The sequence below is a fragment of the Streptomyces olivochromogenes genome (assembly GCF_021538895.1).
Classification (GTDB): domain Bacteria; phylum Actinomycetota; class Actinomycetes; order Streptomycetales; family Streptomycetaceae; genus Streptomyces; species Streptomyces olivochromogenes_A.
This window is the reverse complement of record NZ_JADDRL010000012.1, coordinates 21,084-36,420: the sequence shown is the minus strand read 5'-3', so window position 1 is coordinate 36,420 and position 15,337 is coordinate 21,084. Positions and strand designations below refer to the sequence as shown.

The following is a 15,337-nucleotide window of genomic DNA, read 5'->3' as shown; positions in this document are numbered from 1 at the left end:
TGCCGGTCAGGGCGCCTGCGCCCAAGGTGCCTCGATGGCCCAAGTGGTGTCCTCGGTGAAGGAGTTCGGGTTGTCCCAGGCGTGGGTGCCGCCCGACCGGGCCAGCCAGAGTTCGGCGTTGATGTGCCGCAGGTACTGGCCGGGGAAGTCGGACGCGGCCAGCCTGATGCCTCCCTCGCCGCGGACCGGGCACCAGGTCGCGTCCGCCCGGTACAGCGCGGAGTTGTCGCCCGCCTCGCGGCGGACCCGGAAGTCGCGGTGGCGCAGGTATTCACCGGGGTAGTTGCGGGACTCGAACGAATAGCAGAGCTTGTTCGCCAGGCCCGGCCGCACCTTCCAGGTGGCGTCCTGCTTCAGCACGTCGTCGCTGCCGGCGGTGACCACCTCGGTGTACCCGAGTCCGTCGTAGTGCCGGACGTAGCGGTCGGTGTAGCCGGGTGTGGTGACGCGGATCGACACGTACTGGTCCACCGGAAGCCGCACCGGCGGGCCGAGCGTGCGGGAGGCGGCGATGAGGGCCTGGTTGGCCGCCCGGACGCGGGCCTCGTCGACCTTGACCACCTGACGGTCGTAGGTCATCAGCCCGTTGGCCTCGTTCTCCACGTCGGTGATCTGTGTGTAGACGGAGGCCGACAGGCCGCCCGCGGGCATGGCGTTCTCCCGGATCCCCTCCAGCAGTCCGACGAGCCGGTCGTCGAGGGCGGACAGGGTCGGCTGGTCCTCGTAGCTGAAGCCGCCGCCCGGGTACCACTCGTGGCCGGCCACCCGGTAGCCGAGGCCGCCGTACTCGCCGAGCACCGAGGCGCGCACCGGTTCCGTCGGCGTGTTGCCGGGGCCGACGTAGTTGTGGTGGTCGATGACGTCGCCGTTGCCGCCGTCCTGGGCGGCACAGCAGTTGACGCCGCTCATGTTGTCCACGAGGCGGGTGGGGTCGTAGGCCTTGACCAGGTCGGCGATGCGGGCCTGGTCGTACTGGCCCCAGCCCTCGTTCTGGTCGACCCACTGGATCAGCGCGGGCGAGCTGCGGTGCTGGTCGATGAGAGCCCGGTACTCGCTCTCCCACTGGGTGCGGGACACGCTGTCCGGGGTCTTGGCGCTGTCCATGGACGGCATGTCCTGCCACACCAGCAGTCCGAGCCGGTCCGCCCAGTAGAACCAGCGCTGCGGCTCCGCCTTGATGTGTTTGCGGACCATGTTGAAGCCGAGGTCCTTGTGCTTTTGCAGGTCGAACCGGAGCGCCTCGTCGGTGGGGGCGGTGTAGCTGCCGTCGGGCCAGAAGCCCTGGTCCAGGGTGCCCGTCTGGAAGACGAAGTGGCCGTTGAGGACCGGGCGGCGCACGCCGTCCACGTCCTTGACCGCGATGGACCGCATGCCGGCGTAGCTGCCGACCCGGTCGGCTCCCGGGGTCCCGGTGAGCTGGGCCGTGACGTCGTAGAGGAACGGGTCGTCGGGCGACCAGAGGCGGGCGTTCGGCACGGACACGGAGAACTCGGAGCCGACCGTGCCCGTGGCGCTGCCGACGGGGGTGCCGCCGCCGGAGACGGTGACCTTGACGGCCGCGCCGTCGGCTCCGGCGCCGCGCACCGTCACGTGCAGCGTGCCGTCCTCCAGGTGCGGGACCAGGTCGAGCCGGGTGATGTGGGCCGGGGCGGTGGGCTCCAGCCAGACGGTCTGCCAGATGCCCGACGAGGCGGTGTAGACGATGCTGTGCCCGGGGTGCGGGGTGACGTCCTGGACGCGCTGTTTGCCGATGGCCTGGCCGCCGGCCTCCGTCGGGTCGTACGCCGAGACGACGACGGTGTTGGTGCCGCCGTTCAGCAGGGACGTGATGTCGTACGAGAAGGCGTCGTAGCCACCACGGTGTACGGCCCCCGCCCGCCGGCCGTTGACCCAGACCGTGGTCTCCCAGTCGGAGGCACCGAAGTTGAGCTGGACGCGGCGGTTGCCCCAGTCGGCGGGCACGGTGAAGGTGCGCCGGTACCAGAGCCGGTCGTCGCCGCTGATCCTGCGCTGGATGCCGGAGAGCGCGGACTCCGGCACGAACGGCACGCGGATCCGCTCGCCGTACGTGGTCGGCCGCGCGGCGTCGCGGGCGGTGACCGCGAAGTCCCACAGGCCGTTGAGGTTGGCCCAGTCGGGCCGGGTGAGCTGCGGGCGGGGATATTCGGGCAGGGGGTGGTCGACGGAGACCCGGCTGGTCCACGGGGTGGACATCGGGGCGGGTTTGGGGGTCCAGGACCCGGCGGCCCGGGCCGCCGGCGCGCCGGAGGTGAGCAGGGTGGTGACGACCAGCGTTGCCACCGCGACAGCGGCCACGAGGTACCGCCAGGTCCGCTCGGACCGGGACGGCGTCGCGGAGGGACGGGAGGACGAGAGACTCGGCATGCTGTCTGCTCCATGGTCTGCGCGGCGTGCCGCCCCGGTGGGGCTCCGCCGTCGTGCGCGGAACCCCACGGTGCGACCGCGCGCGGTCAGTACGTGTGCAGGGTCAGTCCGTAGCGGTTCAGGATCTCGTTGATCGGCTGGAACCAGGTCTCGCCGCCGCCGGAGCAGTTGCCCCAGCCGCCCGAGGTGACGCCCTGGGCCTGGTCACCGCTGATGAACGAGCCGCCGGAGTCGCCGGGTTCGGCGCACACGCTGGTCTTCGTCAGCTGATACACCGTGCCCTGGCTGTAGTTGACGGTCTCGTTGGTGGCGAGCACCGTGCCGCAGTGCCAGTGCGAGGTCGATCCCGACCGGCAGATGGACGAGCCGACGGGTGCCACGGCCGAGCCGCGCACGAGCTGGTCGGGGATCGTGCCCCAGCCGAGCACCACCGGGACGGTCCACCAGCCGCTGCCCACGCTCACCCAGGCGTAGTCGTCGCCCGGGAACGAGGAGCCCTGGAAGTTGCCGACGTAGGAGCCGTCCCAGCCGTAGACGGCGGCGAACGGCCGGCCGCAGTGCCCGGCGGTGACGAACCCGCCGTACACCGAGAACCCGATGGAGCAGCGGACGTTGCCCGTGTAGTAGGGGTCGCCGCCGACCGTGCCCGCGGCGAAGGTGCGCGGGGCCGCGGAGACGGTCCTGACGGTGACGGGACCGGTGCGGCGGGCCCGGGACACGAAGGTGCGGACATCGTTGTCAGAGCGTTTGTCGCGCACGATGTCGACGACGACCGTGTTGGCCGCGGGATCGACGTGCCAGCCGCTCACCCCCGAGGGGACGGACAGCCGGTCGAGGCGTGTCTTGGCCGCGTCCAGCTGCCGTGCGCTGTGCCGGACCGTGCGGAGTTCGGCCCCGGCGGCGCGCAGTGCCCGGCGCGTGGCGTCCGACGCATCCGGTGTGACAGCCACCGTCAGGCGGCCGTCGGCGCGGTCGAACCAGGAGCCCGCGTAGGCCGATCCGGCCGTGCGGCGCGCCTTCGGAGCGAGTGCCGTGGCGGCCCGCTCGGCCGCGAGCCGGATCTCGGCCTGGGCTCGCGTCAGGCCGAAGTCCCTCTGCATGGCGCTCAGGAGGCCGTCGGAGGCGGCCTTGGGGGAGGCGGTACGCGGGGTGTCCGCCGCGGACACGCTCGCCGAGGCGGGGAACGCGCCCGCCGCGCTCAGGCCGCCGAGCGTGAGGAGTACGGCCAGGACGGCATGCGTAAGTCTCTTGCGTCTCATCGGAGTTGCCCTTCGTCGTTCCAGGGGTGGGGGTGGAACAGCCGATTCCCGAGAGCGCTCTCACTCGTGGCGGGGCAGAGCATAGCGAGCCGCCACCGCCAGGTCCATGCCAATGCGAGAATGGGTGCGGGCCTCGCCGGACGCACAGACCGTGACCTGCGGGGCTTCGCCATGACGCACCACCGCACCAGAGAGCAGCACATGAGAAACACGCCACGCACCGGCCGGACCCCGTCCTCCATCGGCTCCCGCGGAAGCCGGGCGCGCCGGAGCCTGGTGCTCCTCGCCGCGGTGGCCGGACTGCCGCTGACCGGCTGCGGCACGTCGGGCAACACCGACGAGGGCCGGGAGGTCAGATTGGTCAACCACTCGGCCTGGGACGCCCGTGTGCTCGACTGCCCGGTGTGCGGCAAGCAGGGGATGCTGATTGAGGGCAACGACACCCCCTCGTCGTCGGACGACAGCGGCATGTACGTCGGCTGGCGGGAGAAGCGGGACTGGCCGGTGACGTACCGCGTCGTCGTCCACGGCGTGCGGTCGACGTGTCCCGTCATCACCCCCACCCCCACCGAGCCGGGCAGCGTGGGAAGCCGGGACATCATTTACGTGGTGAACGCGAAGGGCATGTGCGAGGCCGGCCCGTCCAGCTGGGAGTGAGCCGGGCGTTTGTGAAGATCCCCCTTTTCTTGGCGAGTTGTTGGCACACTGGACCGCATTCCCAAACGCATTTCCGGCTCGGTCCATAATGCCGTAAAGCCTTGCCCTCGCGGCCTGTTCCGCGTTCACCGGCATTGCATCCGGCCGTTCCACGACGTTCAGGTCCAGCACGGGCGGACATGACGAGACATCGACTGCCATGTCCCCCAAGCTTGGAGCGCGCTCCCGCCCCTGACGGAGTGCCACCATCCCGACTCGCGAGATTCACCGGCGCTCTTTCACCGATCCTCCATTCAAGGAAAGGCAAAGGCGCCTCTCAGCGGCCTCACAGATATTCGTGTGCCGTACACGCAGCCGTCGGGGATTCTTCTTCGCACGGCACCAACTTCTTCCCCGCCACGCCGGTTCCGACTCAGTGACCGGTAGCCGGCTCCGACGGAGGAAGAATCCATGCGCAGACCGAGAATGGCCAAGCGGACCGTCGTCGTGACCGCCACGCTCTCGCTGGCAGCGACCACCGCGGGCATCACCTACGCCGCGGGAGGCTTCGGCAACACCCCGCTGGGCGACAAAGTCGTGGGCGAGCAGGCCGACGGGTCGTACCTGACGCACAACAACCAGTTCGTCACGCCCGCCGGCGACGTCATCAAGCAGAACGGCCGCCCCTTCGGGCTGGCCCTGAACCCCGACGGCAGGACGGCCGTCAGCCTCAACACCGGCGGCGCCACGACCGGCGTCGTCACCGTCTTCGATCTCGTCGGGCACAAGGTGCTCCAGCAGGTGGGCAGCGGCAGGATCTCCGACGGGGGCATCGTCTACTCCCCCGACGGCACGCACCTGTGGGCCGCACAGCCCGGCAACCTCCTGCGGTACGACGTCGCGGCGGACGGCACCCTGTCCCATCCGCTGACCCTCAAGCTGCCGGGCGTGAGCGGCCGTCAGGCCGTCCCCGCCGGACTGACGTTCGCGCCGAACGGCACCGACCTGCTGGTCACCCTGAGCGCCAACAACACCCTGGGCGTGGTCGACACCACGACCAATACGCTCACCCGGCAGATCCCGGTCGGCAACGTGCCCAACAGCGTCGTCGTCATCGACGGCAAGGCGTACGTGAGCAACCAGGGCGGCCGCCCGGCCCAGCCCGGTGACCGCACCGACGACTCCTACGGCACCGACATCGTCACCGACAACGACGACGCCGTCCCCTCCACGGGCACGGTGTCCGAGGTCGACCTGGCCTCCGGTCAGCAGGTCAAGACCTTCAAGGTGGGCCTGGAACCCAGCGCGTTGCTCGCCGTCGGCAGCAACCTGCTCGTGGCGAACACCGACGACGACTCGGTCACCACCATCGACACCGCCCAGCAGCGACTCGGCCGCACCTTCGCCGCCAACCCGGCACCCGGCGCGCCGTTCGGCGCCCAGCCCAACGGCCTGACGATGCTCGACGCGACCCACCTGGCCGTCAGCCTGGGCCGCGACAACGCCGTGGCCGTCTACGAGTTCAAGGACGCCTACACCCTGCCCTCCTTCGAGGGCCTGATCCCGACCGGGATGTTCCCCACTGGACTGGCCACGGACAAGAAGCTCGACCGGCTGGTGGTGGCCAGCGAGCAGGGCCTCGGCTCGGTCGGCCCGAACGGCACCGTCAACCAGGGCAGCGGCACCAACCCCGCCACCTCGCACCTGGGTTACAACTTCGTCGGCACCGTGCAGACCATCGCCCCGCCGACCGCGCCGCAGATGCGGAAGTACACCGAGCAGGTCTTCAGGAACAACCAGTGGAACGGGTTGCGCCGGCGCAACCGGGCGGGCAGCGGCAAGGCCGCGCCGGTCGCCGTCCCGCTGCACGTCGGCGACCCGTCGAAGATCAAGCACGTGTTCCTGATCGTCAAGGAGAACCGCACCTACGACCAGGTGCTCGGCGACGACCCGCGCGGCAACGGCGATCCGAGCCTGACCCAGTTCGGCAAGCACATCACCCCCAACACCCATGCGCTGGCGGGCGCGTACCCGCTGATCGACAACCTGTACTCGGACGGCACCAACTCCGCCGAGGGCCACCACTGGCTGAACCAGGCGTTCGTCAACAACTACCTGCAGCAGATGTACGGCAACTACACGCGCTCGTACCAGACCGGCGACCCGCTGAGCGACGTGAAGTCCGGCTGGATCTGGGACAACGCGCTCGCCCACGGCAGGTCCGTCACCAACTGGGGCGAGCAGATCGACCGTTACGTCGACGCGAGCGGCAAGGGCACGCCCGCCGGCAGCTGGCCCAAGTGGTACCACGACGCGCAGGTCATGGAGGGCAGGGCCGACGGCCCGCTCAACTACCCGGTGGGCGCCTACCAGCCGAAGACGGACATCCCGTCCCTGGCGAAGATCACGCAGCCGAACTTCCCGAACTTCGACCTGAACATCCCCGACCAGTACCGGGCCGACCTGTTCAAGCCGGTGTTCGGCCGGTACGAGAAGGACGGCAACCTGCCCGCGCTCAACATGATGTGGCTGATGGACGACCACACCTCGGGCACCGCGCCCGGCGCCATCACTCCGTCCGCGCAGGTCGCCGACAACGACCTGGCACTCGGCCGCGTCGTCGACACCATCTCCCACAGCAAGGACTGGAAGAGCACCGCGATCTTCGTCCTGGAGGACGACTCGCAGAACGGCGTCGACCACGTCGACGGGCACCGCAACCCGACGCTCGTGATCAGCCCGTACGCGGCACGCGGCAAGGTGGTGCACACGTACTACAGCCAGCTGAACGTCATGCGGACCATCGAGCAGATCCTCGGTCTGCCGCCGATGAACCAGCAGGACATGACGGCCGAGCCGATGTACGACGCGTTCACCGACCGGCCCGCGTACGCGCCGTACACCTACCTGCCCAACGAGATCCCGCTGACCACCACGAACCCGCAGCCCGCACAGACCACCGGCGCGACGGCGAGGGCCTGGGCCGAGTGGTCGGCCAAGCAGGACTTCACCCGGGAGGACATGGTGAACATGGCGCAGGAGAACCGGGACATCTGGTACTCCTCGAACAACTTCGCCCGGCCCTACCCGGGTGACAAGAAGGTGCTGCTGCCCGGTCAGGTCCCCGGCGCGGACGCCGCGCCCGTCGCGGACGACGACGACTGAACCACGTCACCGCAGCGCGGGGCCGACCGCCGTCGGCCCCGCGTCGGCATGAGGCCTCAGCCCCGGACGGTGACGCCGAAGCGGGTGCGCAGGCGCCGCATCTCCCACGCCGAGACCGCGGTCACCGACAGCGGCCCGCCGAACAGTGAGCAGAACTGGGCCACCGGCGGGCCCGCCGGCAGGCCGTCGCCGATCAGGCTGAAGAGGGCGAGCACCCACACCAGGACGCCGGTGACCACGGGCGGCAGCATCGGGTGGACATGGGCGGTGTTGAAGGCGCTGCGCGCGGAGTACAGCGACGCCAGGAAGAGGAAGGGCAGCCCCCAGAAGATGGCGACCATCGCGATGACGGCGAGCGCGACCTGCTGCCAGTGCGGCCGGTCCTCCTGTTTGATGAAGACGCTGACTGCGTAAAGGGTCACGGCCAGGACGACCAGGGTCAGCACGTACCAGCCGACGGCCTTGAGCGGGGCGCCCAGCCGGGACCGCAGGTGCGGGCGCAGATGCGGGGGCGCGTAGAGGATGAATCCCAGGATGACCAGCGGCCCGGTGACGATCAGGATGAGCGGCGTGGCCAACGCGTTACCTAGGCCGTCCTCCGCCGCGTTCCCCCAGCGGTCCTTCTCCACGCCGTAGACCAGGATCAGCGCGAGGGTGGCCAGCACACCGAGCACGGTGCGAACCACCTGGACACGGTCCACGGTGCGGTCGACTATCCGGTCCCCGCTCTCGTACACGAAGAGCTTGGTGGCCACGCGGTGTGCGGACCGGAGGATGGCGACCACGAGGAAGGCCGGCGAGATGTACCACAGGCAACTGCGCCGGCGCGCGACCGGAACGGGCGCGCCGGGCTGCGGGCCGTACGGGTACGGGTTCGCGTTCGGGTACGGGTTCTGATGCGGGTACGGGTTCTGATGCGCGTAAGGATTCTGGTTCGGGTACGGGTTCGGGGCGGGCGGACCGTAGGGGTTGCCGCCGTTGTCCGGACCGTAAGGGTTGCCGCCCGGTTGCCCCGCGCCGGGTCCGGGACCCCATCCCCCCGTTGCCATGACCTCTCCTTTCCGGCCAGTTGCTGTGTCGCCTCGCGACTTCGCGGCAGTGTAGTTGCTCCCGGGGCCCCGTCTACGCCCCTCTCGAGACCGGTACGGACGGTGTGCTGGAACCGAGTTGCACACCCGTGTGGCTCACCTGCGAGAGCCTCCTCACTGGGCGCCGGCGGCCGGGCGTACGACGATCTCGTTGACGTCGACCTCCGGCGGCTGGGCGACGGCGTACGCGATGGCGTCGGCGATCGTCTCGGCCGGCAGGGAGACGGCGCGATAGGTCCGCATGAGGGCGCGGGCCTCGGGATCGGCGAGGTGGTCGACGAGTTCGGAGTCGGTCACGCCGGGCGAGACGACGGTGACCCGCACGCTTCCGTCGGACTCCTGCCGCAGCCCCTCGGACAGGGCGCGCACCGCGAACTTCGTGGCGCAGTAGACGACCGCGGTGGGCGACACCTCGTACGCGCCGACGGAGGCGATGTTCACCACGTGCCCGCCGCCCTGCTCCCGCATGACCGGCAGCACGGCGGCGATGCCGTGCAGCACCCCGCGCAGGTTGACGTCGATCATGCGGTCCCACTCGTCGGTCCGTCCGGCGTCGAGGCGGGACAGGGGCATGATGCCCGCGTTGTTGACGAGGACGTCGACCCGGCCGTACGCGGCGCGCGCGGCGGCGACGAAGGCGTGCACGTCGGCAGCGTCGGTGACGTCCAGGCTGCGGAACATGGCGGTGCCGCCCGCCGCGTGGATCTCCTTGACCAGGTGTTCCAGGCGGTCGGTGCGGCGGGCGCCGAGGACGACCCGGTGCCCGTCGGCCGCGAGCCGGCGGGCGCCGGCCGCGCCGATGCCGCTGCTCGCGCCGGTGATCAGCACCACCCTGGTGTGCTCCGTCATCGTGAACTCTCCCTAGATCCGCGGCGGTTGCCGTGTGTCGAGGCAAGCGTTCAACGGCGGCACGGGCGGTCACCAGGACGGCCGCTGCCTGGGCATGGCGCACCCAGGCAGCGCGGCGTCGGGGCTCCTAGGCTGGAGCGGTGACCCATGGCGACCTCGGTGACTTCCTGCGTGCCCATCGCGCCCGTCTGCGTCCGGACGACGTGGCGCTGCCCTCGTACGGCCGCCGCCGCGTGGCGGGGCTGCGCCGCGAGGAGGTCGCCGTGCTCGCCGGGATGAACACCGACTACTACGCCCGCCTGGAGCAGGGCCGCGAACGCCGGCCCTCCCCGCAGATCCTCGACGCGCTGTGCCGCGCGCTCCGCCTCGACGACGCCGCGCGCGACCATCTGTTCCGGCTCGCGGGCAGTGCGCCTCAGGAGCGGCCGCGGCCGCTCGACGCGGTGAGTCCCGCGCTGCGGAGACTCCTCGACGCCTGCCCGCACACTCCGGCGTTCGTCCTGAACCCGGCCTTGGACCTGCTCACGGTCAACGCCCTGGCCGACGCCTTGTTCTCGCCGTTCCGACGGGCCGACAACCTGGCGCGCATGACCTTCCTGGACCCGGCCGCGCGCGGCTTCTTCCGCCACTGGGACCGCGCGGCCGAGGCGACGGTCGCGGAACTCCGCCAGGCCACCGGACTCGCCCCCGACTTTCCCCGTCTGCACGCGGTCGTGAGCACGCTGAGCGGGGCGAGCGGGGAGTTCGCCGCCCTCTGGCACGCGCACGCCGTGCAGGGCAAGACCTTCAACACGAAGGAACTCGTCCATCCCGACGTCGGCGCGCTGTCGTTGGCGTACGAGAGCTTCGACGTGCGCGGCGCGCCCGGCCAGCAACTGGTCATGTACCACGCGGAACCGGGGAGCCCCGGCGCCCAGGCCCTCGCTCTGCTGGGCACGCTCGCCGCGACCCGTCGCCGCGAGCAGTCGGGTCGTCCCTGAACGCGCCCTCAGCCCATCGCGGCGATCAGTACGCCGCAGCCCAGGAAGAGCGTCGCGCCGAACAGCATGCCCACGGTCGGGCCCACGAGATGCCGCCACATCGCCACGCGCGCCGTCTGCGGGTTCTGCCCGAGATACACGACGGGCACCTCCCGTCCGGTATGCAGGCCCAGGCCGGTCCCCCGTGCCTTCGTGGTGAACTCCACGCGGTGTCCGAGGTGGTCGTGGAAGGCGATGACCGGCGCCCAGCCCGGCCCGTCGCCGTCGGTGACCCGCACATTGTCGACCACGACGCCCCGGGTGCGGATGCCGTTGCGGCGCAGCCGCCGGACCACCACCGCGTCCCGTGCGGCGCATCCGAGCAGCAGGATCCCCGCGCCTGAGCAGACCACGACACCCATGAGCTCGTTGACCATCAGGTCACCCCTCGCGTCTCGCCCGACACCACGGGCCGTCGTACACGCAAGACGTGGACGCCCGGCCTCCGGTTCCACCGCACCGGGCACCGACACCGGGTACGGCACCGGGTCAAGCCCGCCCGCGCGCGCCCGGGGAACCGGGCCGTCCGGCCACCCACAGCGCGATCTGCGTGCGGGAGCGCAGGCCCAGTTTGTCGCGGACCTTGTTCAGATGGGTGGCGACCGTGTGGGGCGACAGGCCGAGCCGCTCCGCGATGTGCCGGTTGGTCAGGCCCTGGGCGACGAGTTCGGCCACCATGAACTCCCGTGCGGTGAGCGGCGAGGGGTCGTCGACGGCTGTGACGGCGCTCCTCGTCGTGCCGTGGCCGCCGTTCCCGGTCCGCAGGGCGTACGCGACCAGCCGGTCCGCGCGCAACCGACGACCGCCGCTGACGGCCGCGTCCCACTCGGCCGCCGACAGCCGTGTCCTGGCGCGAGCCGCCACCTGTTCCACCCGGCGCCGCCAGGGATCCTCGGGCTCGGTGTCCAGCCGGCGCCGCGCCTGCGCGCTGGCCTCGTAGAGTCGTACGGCCCGCTGCGGATCGCCGCTCTCGGCGGCCACCAGGGCGAGGCCCTCAACGGGGTACAGGGCATGGGAACTTGCCTCGGGGACGATGCGCAGCACCTCGCCGAACAGCGTCTCGGCACTGTCCAGTCGGCCCAGGGCCAGCCGCACGGCGCCCGCCGTGTGCAGGGCGGCCGCGAGCCGGGGCCAGGGGGCGTGCGCGCGGAGCACCGGCAGACAGCGCGCCATGAGGACGTCGGCCTCGGCCGCCTCGCCCGCCTGGAGCAGTGCCCAGGCCAGGTGCTGGGTGCACCAGGCGGTGTCGTGCGGTGTGCCGAGCGTCGCGACGACGTCCAGGCAGGCGCGTAAGTCCGCGACGGCCGCGGTGAATTCACCGCGGCACAGCCGTGCCGCGGCCCGCGCGTCCAGCGCGTTGGCCAGCCCGGCGGGGTGGGCGCGCGCCCGCTCCGCCTCCACCGCCCGCTCGCCCATGCGCAGCGCCCTTACCGGGTCGGCCTGCTGGCAGGCCACGCGCGCGGCGAGCGCCGCCACCGCGCCGCCGAGCGTCCCTCCCGGGCCACCGGGCTCCTGGAGAAGTCCGGCCAGCAGCGGACGGGCCGCCGACGGCTGCTCCTGCTGGTAGTGCACACGGGCCAGTTCCAGGGCCAGCCGCGGGTGCGCGGCGTCCTCGTGGCCGCTCGCGCGGGCCAGGACCGCCGCGAGATTGTCGCGTTCGGCCGTGAGCGCGCTGCGGGCCTGGTCGGCGAACACCTCGTCCCCGGCCCCGTCCGCCAGCCCGTTCAGCCAGTCGAGGGCCCGTCGCCGGGTGGTGTGCAGTTCGCCGGACGCGAGCAGCCGGTCCATGGCGTAGGCGCGGATGGCGGCCAACTGCCGGAACCGGCTGGGCTGTACGTCTCCGGGCAGGCGCGCGATCAGTGACTTGGCCTCCAGGGCGCACAGGATGCGCAGGACGTGCCGCGGCTCGATGCCGCCGCCCGCGCAGACCGTCCGCGCGGCGGCCGTGTCGAATCCGCCGACGAGGACCGCGAGCCGCCGGAAGACGGCCTGCTCCGGCGGCTCCAGCAACCGATGGCTCCAGTCGATCGCAGCGGCCAGCCCGCTGTGCCGCCGGGGCCCGGTCCTGCTCCCGTCGGTGAGCAGTGACAGCTGGGACAGCTGGTCGTCCAGCCCCGCGAGGATGTCCCCGAGCGGAAGGGGGCCGACGCGTCGTGCGGCGAGTTCGATGGCGAGGGTCAGGCCGTCCAGACGGCGGCAGATCTCGGCGACGGTGCGGGCGTTGTCCCGGTCGAGCGTGAATCCGGGGGCGCGGCTCGCGGCGCGTTCGACGAACAGCCGGACGGCGTCCGACCGCAGGAGGGCCGTGGGGTCCTCGTCCGCGTCGGCCGGTGGGAGGGACAGCTCGTCGACGCGGAAGACGGTCTCTCCGGGTACCCGCAGCGCCTCCCGGCTGGTGGCCAGGATCCGCAGCCGGGGGCAGTGGCTCAGCAGGGTCGCCGCGAGCCGGGCGCACGGCTCGGCCAGATGCTCGCAGTTGTCCAGGACCAGCAGCCGTGCGGCGTCGCCGATCGCGTGGACCAACATGTCTGTGGCGGAGCGGCCCGCCCGCTCCCCCACGGCCAGCGCGGCCGCCACGGACTGCGCCGGCTGGGCGCCGTCGTGCAGCGAGTCGAGTTCGACCAGGTCGACCCGTGCGCTGCGGGCGGGCCGGCCCCGGGCCAGCTCCAGTGCGAGCCGCGTCTTGCCGACGCCGCCGGCGCCGGTCAGGGTGACCAGGCGCGACGTCCGGACCAGGGCGCGCAGGGCCGACAGCTCCTGCCGTCGGCCCACGAAGGAGTCGAGCGCCCGCGGCAGCGCGGGGCCTTGCGCGTCGGGGGGCACGGCAGTCGACGCCGCGGAGTCGGCCGCGGTCGTTGTGCGGCCCCGTTCCTCGCGTGCCCGTCGCTGTCTGAGGGCCCGTTGCCGGCAGGCGTTGGAGCAGTAACGAGCCGGCCGGCCGCCGTGCGGTCTCACGGTCAGCGCCGTGCCGCACAACGCGCACGCTGGAGTCCGACTCATCCACGATTCCTGGCCGCTCGCTCCCGGGACGAAACCCTCACCGGTTCCGTGCCTCCGTACCGGCTCGGCACGCGGCACGTCACACGGGCGGGCCGGCCCGCCGGGCCGGCCCGCGGCCGCTCGGGTGGGGGTCAGGGTGTCGCGGCGGGATCGATGCCAAGGACGACGGTGCCGGTCACCCCCTTGCCGAGGTCGCTGCCCAGCTGGGTGATGGTCAGCAGCGTCGAGGAGCCGCCGTTGCGGTAGATGCCGTCCCTCGCGTTGAGCGTGCGGGTGGCCGTGTTGTTCCGGTACGGCGCCAGGGCCGCGACCCTGGTGTTGTACGTCTCCGGGAAGTAGAGCTGTCCCGTGTGGGAGACATGGCCGCCGTGGTAGGTGCCGTTGGACACGGTGCCGCCGACGTGCGCCTTGACGTGGATGTGGAGAGCGCGGCCGACGTACCAGCCGGGGTAGACGGTGGTGAACTCCGCGACGCCGGTGGAGTCGGTCAGCTGGACACCGCGCAGGAAGGTCGTGTCCGGGGTGGAACCGCCGGCGACGTATCCGGAGTAGACCCCGACGGCGTCGCAGTGCCAGATGTCGACCGCCGCGCCGGGCAGCGGGGAGCAGGTCGTCACGTCCGTCACCGTGACGCGCAGGGTGAGCGGTACGCCTGCCTTGCCCTCGGTGATGTTCTTGCGGACCCTCTCCAGGTCCAGGTAGTAGGGGCCCTCGGTCTGCTCGGGCGTGAGGACGCAGGCGGCCGCGGGCGCGGCCCCGGGCCGGGCCTGGGCCGGGGTTCGGACCTGGCCCTTCGCCTCGGCCTGTGCCTGCGCCGTCGAGGCGAGTCCGAGGGCGGCCGCGCCGAGGGTCACGCCGCCCAGGGTGGCGATCACGGACCTGCGGGTGGCGCCGGCCGGAATGTCGGACGTCCGGGGGCCGCGCTCCGGTTCCGCGGAGTTGTGGTGGGGGGTGTCAGTCATGCTGTGAGATTGCCGCGTCCGGCGGTACCTGGGATCGACCGGACGACCGATGAATGGCACGCGTTACGAAACCCGTCCCGCCCATCGTCTACAGTTCGGTAGACCGTCTACCCGCCTGTAGTCGCTCGTACCTCGCCCACAGATCGCCTTCAGGAAAGAGCTCGGGCCATGGCCACATCGATGCACCTCGCATCCCAGCTCGCCGTCAACGTCCTCGACGCCCACTCACTGCTCGCCGCCTTCGGCGTGCTGGGTGTCGGCGTGGTGATGTTCGCCGAGACAGGACTGCTGATCGGTTTCTTCCTGCCCGGGGACTCGCTGCTGTTCACGGCGGGCCTCCTGTGCACGGGTACGGCGGACCGGGCGGTGAAACTCTCCCTGGGACCGCTGCTGATCGCGGCGGCCTTCGGCGCCCTGGTCGGCGCGCAGTGCGGCTATCTGATCGGGCGCCGGGCGGGCGGGGCGCTCCTGGCCAGAAGCCGTTCGCAGCGACTGCGCGAGGGAGCCGAGCGGGCCGAGGAACTGCTGGAGCGCTACGGGCACGCCAAGGCGGTCGTGCTGGCCCGGTTCGTCCCGGTGGTGCGGACGGTACTGAACCCGATGGCCGGGGCACTGGGCGTGCCGGCGCGCACGTTCACGCTGTGGCAGGTCATCGGCGGCCTGGTGTGGAGCGTCGGCCTCACCCTCGCCGGATACGCGCTGGGCTCCTCCGTCCCGAACGTCGACCGCTACCTGCTGCCGCTGGTCGCGCTGATCGTCGTCGTCTCGCTGATCCCCATCCTCGCGGAGGTCCTGCGGTCCCGCCGGGGCGCGCGGGTGCGGGGAGAGGGCGGCTGATCCCGGGACACGACTCCCGACCCCGCGACGCCTGACCCCCCGGCCCGGACCGCGCTCGGCCGGGCCGGACCCGATCCGCATGGTCAGCTGCGCCCGGCGGTGCGACGCTGGGAGGGAGAGGTGTCCGAGGGGGAACC

General features: G+C 71.7%; 11 protein-coding genes. 4 read left to right on the top strand and 7 right to left on the bottom strand.

The features are described 5' to 3' along the window. Window positions 1–6: 6 nt before the first annotated feature. Window positions 7–2,385 (bottom strand): AbfB domain-containing protein, encoded by a 2,379-nt coding sequence (locus IPZ69_RS08245; protein WP_374292992.1) that lies wholly within the window; start codon window positions 2,383–2,385, stop codon window positions 7–9. 86 nt (window positions 2,386–2,471) lie between these two features. Beyond that, on the bottom strand, window positions 2,472–3,644 hold the full coding sequence (locus IPZ69_RS08240) for a S1 family peptidase (RefSeq protein ID WP_235453347.1): 1,173 nt from the start codon (window positions 3,642–3,644) through the stop codon (window positions 2,472–2,474). A gap of 201 nt (window positions 3,645–3,845) precedes the next feature. Between IPZ69_RS08240 and IPZ69_RS08235 the strand changes: the two genes are divergently transcribed. Together IPZ69_RS08235 and IPZ69_RS08230 are read left to right on the top strand one after the other, a co-directional pair. After that, entirely contained in the window at window positions 3,846–4,301 is a 456-nt protein-coding gene (locus tag IPZ69_RS08235; protein WP_235453346.1) for a hypothetical protein, read from the top strand. A gap of 450 nt (window positions 4,302–4,751) precedes the next feature. Further along, entirely contained in the window at window positions 4,752–7,445 is a 2,694-nt protein-coding gene (locus tag IPZ69_RS08230; protein WP_235453345.1) for a bifunctional YncE family protein/alkaline phosphatase family protein, read from the top strand. Window positions 7,446–7,501: 56 nt separating this feature from the next. Here the strand turns inward: IPZ69_RS08230 and IPZ69_RS08225 are convergent, their stop codons facing one another. Next, window positions 7,502–8,494: a hypothetical protein gene (locus IPZ69_RS08225; RefSeq protein WP_235453344.1), complete on the bottom strand. Its 993-nt coding sequence runs from the start codon at window positions 8,492–8,494 to the stop codon at window positions 7,502–7,504. A gap of 153 nt (window positions 8,495–8,647) precedes the next feature. Then, on the bottom strand, window positions 8,648–9,382 hold the full coding sequence (locus IPZ69_RS08220; protein ID WP_235453343.1) for an SDR family oxidoreductase: 735 nt from the start codon (window positions 9,380–9,382) through the stop codon (window positions 8,648–8,650). 140 nt (window positions 9,383–9,522) lie between these two features. Between IPZ69_RS08220 and IPZ69_RS08215 the strand changes: the two genes are divergently transcribed. After that, window positions 9,523–10,362, top strand: a complete 840-nt coding sequence (locus tag IPZ69_RS08215; RefSeq protein ID WP_235453342.1) for a helix-turn-helix transcriptional regulator — start codon at window positions 9,523–9,525, stop codon at window positions 10,360–10,362. An 8-nt stretch (window positions 10,363–10,370) separates the two neighbouring features. Here IPZ69_RS08215 and IPZ69_RS08210 read toward each other — a convergent pair whose 3' ends face one another. From IPZ69_RS08210 to IPZ69_RS08200, 3 genes are all read right to left on the bottom strand, one after another. Further along, the gene (locus tag IPZ69_RS08210) at window positions 10,371–10,778 is read right to left on the bottom strand and encodes a DUF3592 domain-containing protein (RefSeq protein ID WP_235453341.1); all 408 of its coding nucleotides are present in this window, start codon (window positions 10,776–10,778) and stop codon (window positions 10,371–10,373) included. Window positions 10,779–10,890: 112 nt separating this feature from the next. Beyond that, entirely contained in the window at window positions 10,891–13,224 is a 2,334-nt protein-coding gene (locus tag IPZ69_RS08205; RefSeq protein WP_235453340.1) for an ATP-binding protein, read from the bottom strand. Between the two features lie 308 nt (window positions 13,225–13,532). Continuing rightward, complete coding sequence (locus IPZ69_RS08200; protein ID WP_235453339.1) at window positions 13,533–14,363, bottom strand: intradiol ring-cleavage dioxygenase; 831 nt, start codon at window positions 14,361–14,363, stop codon at window positions 13,533–13,535. Between the two features lie 168 nt (window positions 14,364–14,531). Between IPZ69_RS08200 and IPZ69_RS08195 the strand changes: the two genes are divergently transcribed. After that, window positions 14,532–15,200 carry a DedA family protein gene (locus tag IPZ69_RS08195; RefSeq protein WP_235453338.1) on the top strand — a complete coding sequence of 223 codons (669 nt, stop codon included), beginning with the start codon at window positions 14,532–14,534 and terminating at the stop codon, window positions 15,198–15,200. Window positions 15,201–15,337 lie beyond the last annotated feature (137 nt).

What these genes read in the sequence shown, in the direction of transcription:
- IPZ69_RS08210 (WP_235453341.1), bottom strand. Translation starts at nt 10,778, where the DNA reads ATGGTCAACGAGCTCATGGGTGTCGTGGTCTGCTCAGGCGCGGGGATC.
- IPZ69_RS08235 (WP_235453346.1), top strand. Translation starts at nt 3,846, where the DNA reads ATGAGAAACACGCCACGCACCGGCCGGACCCCGTCCTCCATCGGCTCC.
- IPZ69_RS08240 (WP_235453347.1), bottom strand. Translation starts at nt 3,644, where the DNA reads ATGAGACGCAAGAGACTTACGCATGCCGTCCTGGCCGTACTCCTCACG.
- IPZ69_RS08230 (WP_235453345.1), top strand. Translation starts at nt 4,752, where the DNA reads ATGCGCAGACCGAGAATGGCCAAGCGGACCGTCGTCGTGACCGCCACG.
- IPZ69_RS08245 (WP_374292992.1), bottom strand. Translation starts at nt 2,385, where the DNA reads ATGCCGAGTCTCTCGTCCTCCCGTCCCTCCGCGACGCCGTCCCGGTCC.
- IPZ69_RS08225 (WP_235453344.1), bottom strand. Translation starts at nt 8,494, where the DNA reads ATGGCAACGGGGGGATGGGGTCCCGGACCCGGCGCGGGGCAACCGGGC.
- IPZ69_RS08195 (WP_235453338.1), top strand. Translation starts at nt 14,532, where the DNA reads ATGGCCACATCGATGCACCTCGCATCCCAGCTCGCCGTCAACGTCCTC.
- IPZ69_RS08200 (WP_235453339.1), bottom strand. Translation starts at nt 14,363, where the DNA reads ATGACTGACACCCCCCACCACAACTCCGCGGAACCGGAGCGCGGCCCC.
- IPZ69_RS08220 (WP_235453343.1), bottom strand. Translation starts at nt 9,382, where the DNA reads ATGACGGAGCACACCAGGGTGGTGCTGATCACCGGCGCGAGCAGCGGC.